Raw genomic sequence first — 7,015 nt, forward strand, 5'->3', positions numbered from 1 at the left:
GTTAGCGACAGAAGATCAGAGTTATACCCTTGAATTATCGCCAATTTCCTATCCTTCGTAAATTTGGTCATAAAAAAACTGCACCTCCAACTGTTAGAGTGTGTCTAACAATTGGGGTGCAGTTCATGGATCGGGCTTGTTTTTTTGTATAGGCAGTTTTTTTGTACCGGGCTTGTGAAAAGGGAGTGAGGGCGGGCATCAGGATTTCCGCCCTATGCCCGACAGTGAGATCTCCCGGTAATGGCTGATTTGGGAATAGAGTTGATTATGGATCCTCTGCAGATCGTCGCCTTCTGCAATGCGCCGGCTGATCCACTCAACATCCGAGGCGTCGCCAGGTTCGGCCGCCAGGATGTTCAGGAGCACGCTTGTCTCCGAAGCATACTTCTCCCAGCAACCGCGGTTGCCGCAAGCACAGGGCTCAATCCTTGATGGAGGCCAAGTGACATTTCACTATTATCCTGATAATGGGCAAACTCCTTTAAAAACACATAAAGATAAGTCTTCATGATGGGGTCCCGCCAACATTTTAACGAAAATATACGCTAAGCCTTCGGAAGCGACCGGCTTAGCGTTTTTTCTTACTCTTAGCAAAAGCAATCCACGATTTCTGATGACCCAATAGTTGGTGATAAGTACTAACGCCTAAAAATACCGCCGGTACAATTCTCTTCGCCGTTCTCCACGAAGCTGAGCATAAATCTGTGTGGTGGATGCTTTTTCGTGCCCAAGCATTCCCTGGATAAACTCCAGCGGTGCACCGTTATCTAGTAACTGGCAGGCGTAAGTGTGACGAAAACGATGCGGGTAGACGTTAACAGCAACATTAGTCCGGCTTGCCAGCTTTTTTAATGAGTGACGAATCGTAGGCATCGACATACGGCGAGCAGGCTGAGTTTCCGTAACAAATAGAGCTGTACAGGAATCATCACGGCTCTCCAAATATCTTTTTATCCATATTTTGCATTCGGTCGTAAAATAAATCTCCCTTTGTTTTGCCCCTTTTCCATTCCCAATGGCTGAACAGTCTTCCAAGTTGATGTCTTCAATATCTTGTTTCTGCACTTCGCCACACGGCAACCCGTACTATAAAGAAATTCAAGCATTGCATATTCCCGTGGAGCTCACAAGAAATTTTCAGAAGAATAACATCTTCTTCAATCAAGAATTTGGGAATGCGCTTATCTGTTTTTGGCTCTCTCAGTTTTAGTTATAAGTTTGCCAAGAATACAAAATTACTGTTGAATTTATCGGATCATTATAATGAATCCACTTTGAGATGTCCGCAAATATCTCCAGTAACTGTGGCAAACTTATGCTTCCAAAATAAGCAGCCCGTTCTTTTAGAACAGGCTGCGGGTATGTTAAGGATTTACTATTTCGTCTACCATTTGAAAAGAAACACCATCGACCTTCCAACCTTTATCCGTATAAACTAGAGTAGCACTTCGATAAAGGGTCTGGTTATTTGAATTCGTTCCGGAAGATTGAATAACAGTTGCAGTACTACTATCTTTATACGTAGTTCCTGACTGGAAAATGACTTCAAACTTATTCTTATTTTCAAGTCCCTTGTTCAGGATAATGGAGTTAATAAAACGATCTGTAAAATAAGGGCTGAAGTAAGCGCGAACTTGTTTAATGGAAGAAATATCAGTCGCTTCATTTAATTTACCAACCAATACTTTCAGGCGCTGATCGGTAATTCGTTTAGCAGACGGAACCTCGACTTTTTGATCAAGGCTTACAACAATTTGTTGATCTGCCGTTTTAATCGTTGCTTGCTTGGCCTGCTGATCCCATCCAACCTCTGCCCCAAGCGTTTGGCTAACAAAACGCAGTGGAACGTATGTCATTCCCCCGCCATATAATTTTGCCGGAACATCAAGCGTCACCTGCGATTGGTTGACCGACACTTTCGGTGAATTAATCGTGAGCTTTATGGTCGTACTATCCTTGGTAATTGTGATTTGCTTGGTTTGTTGATTCCAATCAACCTTCGCGCCCATATGCTCCGACACAGAACGTAAAGGAATCAGCACCCGATTGTTTTGCAATTTTCCACTATCTAATTGAACAGGCGCGCCATCTGCAAAGCTGGAAGCAGCAAATGTAGGCACCATCAACACCGCCGAAGCAAGTAAAGACACAGTCCATTTTTTAAACATAAAAAAACCTCCCAAAAATCTTCAGTATACTCATTAGGACGCCAATTTCACAGAAATGTTGCTTTAGGGCTCATCTTACAAATTAAACAATAAATAACTAGATTGAGACGACAAATGGCAGCGAAATAATGCGACCCAAAATAAACAAGAAGCTGCACTCCGCTGGCCAGCTCCCAGTTGCTGCCCTCTTGTTTCCGGATCTAGGCATGAGGGTTGATGTTACCATGACTTCGTCCGGAATCACTCATAAACATCATTTCATAACAGAACTATATCCTAGAACCATGGTAGAAATACAACAAGCAGCTGCGTGACTGCCGGCCGTAACCAGGTAGCGAAAGCTGCTCTTCTTCTCTTCCAGACCAGACAAACAGGTGATCCCCGAGGGCCACGCCGGCGGACAGATCTGTCTCTAATGGAATGTTTGTGTACCCAGCACCCTATATAATCATCCAAAATAAAAAAGCAGCGTGATCGCTGCCTTTTAAAGGTCTTTATTTCATTAATTTATTCATGGTTTTCAATAGCTCATCTAAAACCTCAGTGTCACCTTCTTGGATCCGATCGATAACACAGCTTTTCATATGATGCTCAAGTAAAAGCTTACCTACCCCGTTTAAGGCCGATTGCACCGAAGCAATCTGATTTAACACATCATCGCAGTAGGTGTCTTTTTCGATCAATCCTTTGATCCCTCGAATCTGCCCCTCTATTCGGTTCAACCTGGATATCATATTGTTTTTTTCTTTTTCGGAATGATGGCTCTTTCGCCCCGGTTCCTGACTTGAGCAGCACCCTGCATTTTCTGCTAAAGTACTTTCTAACGTTTCCAGTTCAACACTCATTGTCCCTGCCTCCATTCCTGTATAAAGATCCTTACAGACATATTGGTTTACTCCATATATCATGCCATGATTAATCTCTTGCACTTAATATATACCCCCCAACCCTATAAAGTCAAATAGGTAACACCCATTAAGTCTCTGCCGCCAAATCACCTAAAATTAGACGGGAATCAAAAAACTTCAGCCACAAGGTGACTGAAGTTAAAAAGATTACATCGATTTAGAGATGTCGGAGCCAGCCTTTTTGGGTGAACGAATGAAAATCAATGCCAATAAAGCGCCAATAAATGCAACGATACCCGACCACAAGAATGCAGATTGAAATCCACTGTTCAGAGCTGCCATTGGATCGCCACCTGCTTGTGCCGACGTCGTTGTTGCAGCAATCGCAACCATGATCGCCAAGCTGATCGCTGAACCAATCTGGTAGCTGGTATTGGCAAGCCCTGATGCAAGCCCTGCTTCCTCAGGCTTAGCTCCGTTCATGGCAGACATCATGGAAGGAATATAAGCTAGAGACATCCCGAGCGCACCTAAAAGTGAAGCCGGCAGCACATTCGCTAAGAAGGTTCCGTCTACGGGCGTATTCATGGAGAACAGAATCATAGACCCTCCTAAGGCAGTCAAGCCTATCACGATGTTCGCTTTTACGCCAATCTTGGCGATGAGCTTGCCCGTAATCGCAATCATGAAAATGGCGATGACAAGGGTCATCGGCAGCAATGCGACACCGCCGGTAAAAGCCGAAAATTTCAAAACCTGCTGCATGTATAGATTGAGGAAGTACCAAAGTGGAATCCATCCTCCTGATAACATTAACAGCGCGATATTACCTGCTGCTAGATTAGGTGCTTTAAAAATTCGAAGCGGTACAAGCGGTTCCTTTTTGACCGCCTGAACAATGAGGAAGAGGATAAATAGAGCTATACCTAAGATCAGGGTCCATATCGTCGTAGGTGCTCCCCATCCGTTATGTTCTGCAGTGACAATCCCATACACCATTAATACCAAGGCCGCCGTAACAAGCAAGGATCCTATGATATCAATGCTACCTTTTCCGCGAGTTCCTTTTGCTAAGAGCCTAGGAGACAAAATTAAGGCAAGAATACCGACGGGGACGTTGATCAGGAATGTCCATTCCCAGCTCAGCCATTCAGTAATGACACCGCCAAGAAACACCCCCGCGGAACCTCCTGCAGCAGCGGATGCCCCCCAGAATCCCAAAGCCTTTCCTAATTCCTTGGGATTTCCGCTAAACAACATCATAACGATCGTTAATGCCGATGGTGCAATGAGTGCAGACCCAAAGCCTTGGAGTGCTCGACCAATGTTGAGTACGGTGTCGTCCCATGCTAGCCCTGCGAGTAACGAGGCTGCAGTTAGAATAAGAAAGCCCCACATGAACATGCGTTTTTGTCCAAACAGATCAGACAACCGGCCCCCTAGCAATAGAAAGCCACCAAAGAAAATAACATATGCATTAAACACCCACTGTAAGCTTTCTTGGGAATACCCCAGCGCTTCTTTAATGGCGGGCAAAGCTACTCCGATAATTGATGTATCCATAATCACCATAAAATTCGCAAGGCATAACAATGCGAGGGCCATCCAGCGCCTTGGATCAGCCTGGGAAAGACCTTGAGACTGAGTTGGCATTTTTATAATCCTCCTTTAGAGAGATAAAACCGGTTCTTCATCCCTTTCACGCTCGTGACGGCCGTCAATGAACGAGGTGACCAATACCATAAATTCCCGGTCTCGATGTGAATATAGTATAGCCCCCTACCCTATAATGTCAAGCAATTTATTTTTTTCATTCTCAATATTGAATGTTGGAATTCGGTGATATATATCACTTTTCCGGCTATCCCAGCGCAGTATACTGTTTCTGACAGTCCAATGACAACGCGGACTTATGTCGACCTTAGGCGACAAATAACTCACGAAACGGGGGAGAATCATGAAGGACAACGTGACGGAGCCGTCCTTGAGTCATCAGCCGTCCATGTTCTGCTTTCAATGCCAGGAAGCATCCAAAGGAACAGGCTGCACCCTTGTCGGCGTATGCGGCAAACCGCATGACGTGGCGAACCTGCAGGATTTGCTGATTTATCTGCTGAAAGGCATTTCTTTTCTCAGTTTGGATGTCCGGCTGCCGGAAGGGCTTGATCAGCGCGTATCGATGTTTATCATGGACTCCTTGTTTGCAACCATTACGAACGCCAACTTTGACCGCGAGGTTTTTGTAGGGAGAATCCGGGAAGCGATACTGCTCCGCGGCGAGGTGCGCGCCTATTATAACGAACAATATCCGGAAGGAACTGCTCATCTCCCTGATGCTGCCGTCTGGGAAGCGGATCATGAGTCCGAGATGGATGAAAAAGCGCGTACGGTTGGCGTCCTCTCGACCCAGAGCGAAGACATCCGCTCGCTGCGCGAATTGATTACGTACGGCTTGAAGGGAATGGCTGCTTATACGTATCACGCGCTTCATCTGGAGAGAAGTGACAGAGAATTGAACCGGTTTATGCGCCGTGCGCTTGCGGCTACGCTGGACGACAGACTTGAAGTGCAGGATCTGGTCGCTTTGGCGATGGAAGCCGGCAAATACGGCGTAACCGCCATGGCGATGCTTGACGAAGCGAATACTTCCGTTTACGGACATCCGGAAATTACGAGGGTCAATATCGGGGTTCGAAACCGGCCTGGCATTCTGATCAGCGGCCACGACCTGAAGGATTTGGAGGAGCTGCTGAAGCAGACGGAAGGAACCGGCGTGGACGTGTACACGCACAGTGAAATGCTGCCTGCCCACTATTATCCGGCATTCAAGAAATATGAGCATTTTGTAGGCAATTACGGCAATGCCTGGTGGAAGCAGAATAGCGAATTTGCAGCCTTTAACGGGCCGATTCTGATGACGACCAACTGTATCATTCCGCCGAAGGACAGCTATAAGGACCGTATTTATACGACGGGCAACACCGGCTTTCCGGGCGTCCGCCATATCCCGGAAGGAATGAACGGTGCTGCCAAGGACTTCTCCGCCCTGATTGAACAAGCGAAAGGGTGCCCGGCCCCAACGGAGCTTGAAACCGGCGAGATCATCGGCGGCTTCGCCCATGCCGCTGTGATGAACGTGGCCGATCAAATCGTCGATGCCGTGAAATCCGGCGCGATCCGACGTTTCTTCGTCATGGCCGGCTGCGATGGACGAATGAAATCCCGCCATTATTACACCGATTTTGCTGCTCAGCTTCCGAAGGATACGGTCATCCTGACTGCAGGCTGTGCCAAATACAAATACAATAAACTGGACTTAGGCGAAATCGGCGGAATCCCGCGGGTTCTGGACGCCGGGCAGTGCAATGATTCCTACTCCCTGGTCGTCATTGCAATGAAGCTGAAGGAAGTATTCGGCCTTGAAGATATCAACGATCTGCCGATTTCCTACAACATCGCCTGGTACGAGCAAAAAGCGGTGATCGTGCTGCTTGCCCTCCTTTATCTTGGCGTGAAAAATATCCATCTGGGCCCTACGCTTCCTGCATTCCTGTCGCCTAACGTGGCCAAAGTCCTCGTGGACAACTTCGGGATCGGCGGCATTACCAATGTTGAAGATGACATGAACATGTTCCTGGGTGCCTGATAAAATAACCCCCATAAAGAGTATCGGAAAGAAGTAAGGGCGCCTCTCAAAGAGGGGCGCTTTTGTGGAGCAAAAGTACTGAGTGGAGCCTATGCTTCAATGCTTATTCCAAATACTTTGCGGGGACCCAAATAAACTTATGAAATCCAAAGCTTGTTTTCGCCCGATTCGGCCCTGATCGTTGAATATTTCTGTATCTAAACACCAAAAAGAAGACACACAGGAGCTGATATTATCCCCTTTGAGTAGACAAGTGCTAAGAAAGCGCACTAAAGTTTACTTGGAGGGGATTTTTTCATGGGTGAAATTCGGAAGACATATTCCGTTGAGTTTAAGCAAAAGGCTGTTCAGAT

The 7,015-nt window shown here is 46.5% G+C and carries 6 protein-coding genes; 1 reads left to right on the plus strand and 5 read right to left on the minus strand.

Annotated elements, in window-relative coordinates; all coding sequences use genetic code 11:
* Positions 1-198 precede the first annotated feature (198 nt).
* The 5 genes from RJP21_RS31400 to RJP21_RS30940 all read right to left on the minus strand — a co-directional run bounded on the left by RJP21_RS31400 (position 199) and on the right by RJP21_RS30940 (position 4,669).
* Entirely contained in the window at positions 199-426 is a 228-nt protein-coding gene (locus RJP21_RS31400; protein WP_397386311.1) for an ROK family protein, read from the minus strand.
* Between the two features lie 219 nt (positions 427-645).
* A complete protein-coding gene (locus tag RJP21_RS30925; protein WP_310862606.1) occupies positions 646-1,065 on the minus strand; it encodes a tyrosine-type recombinase/integrase in 420 nt (139 codons plus the stop codon).
* Between the two features lie 299 nt (positions 1,066-1,364).
* Positions 1,365-2,168: a stalk domain-containing protein gene (locus tag RJP21_RS30930; RefSeq protein ID WP_310862607.1), complete on the minus strand. Its 804-nt coding sequence runs from the start codon at positions 2,166-2,168 to the stop codon at positions 1,365-1,367.
* Between the two features lie 494 nt (positions 2,169-2,662).
* Positions 2,663-3,013 carry a metal-sensitive transcriptional regulator gene (locus RJP21_RS30935; protein ID WP_310862608.1) on the minus strand — a complete coding sequence of 117 codons (351 nt, stop codon included), beginning with the start codon at positions 3,011-3,013 and terminating at the stop codon, positions 2,663-2,665.
* Between the two features lie 210 nt (positions 3,014-3,223).
* Entirely contained in the window at positions 3,224-4,669 is a 1,446-nt protein-coding gene (locus RJP21_RS30940; RefSeq protein ID WP_310862609.1) for an MFS transporter, read from the minus strand.
* A 304-nt stretch (positions 4,670-4,973) separates the two neighbouring features.
* Between RJP21_RS30940 and hcp the strand changes: the two genes are divergently transcribed.
* A complete protein-coding gene (gene hcp, locus RJP21_RS30945; protein WP_310862610.1) occupies positions 4,974-6,662 on the plus strand; it encodes a hydroxylamine reductase in 1,689 nt (562 codons plus the stop codon).
* Positions 6,663-7,015: the final 353 nt, after the last annotated feature.

Source organism: Paenibacillus sp. VCA1 (assembly GCF_031583795.1).
Classification (GTDB): Bacteria; Bacillota; Bacilli; order Paenibacillales; family Paenibacillaceae; genus Paenibacillus_AQ; species Paenibacillus_AQ albilobatus.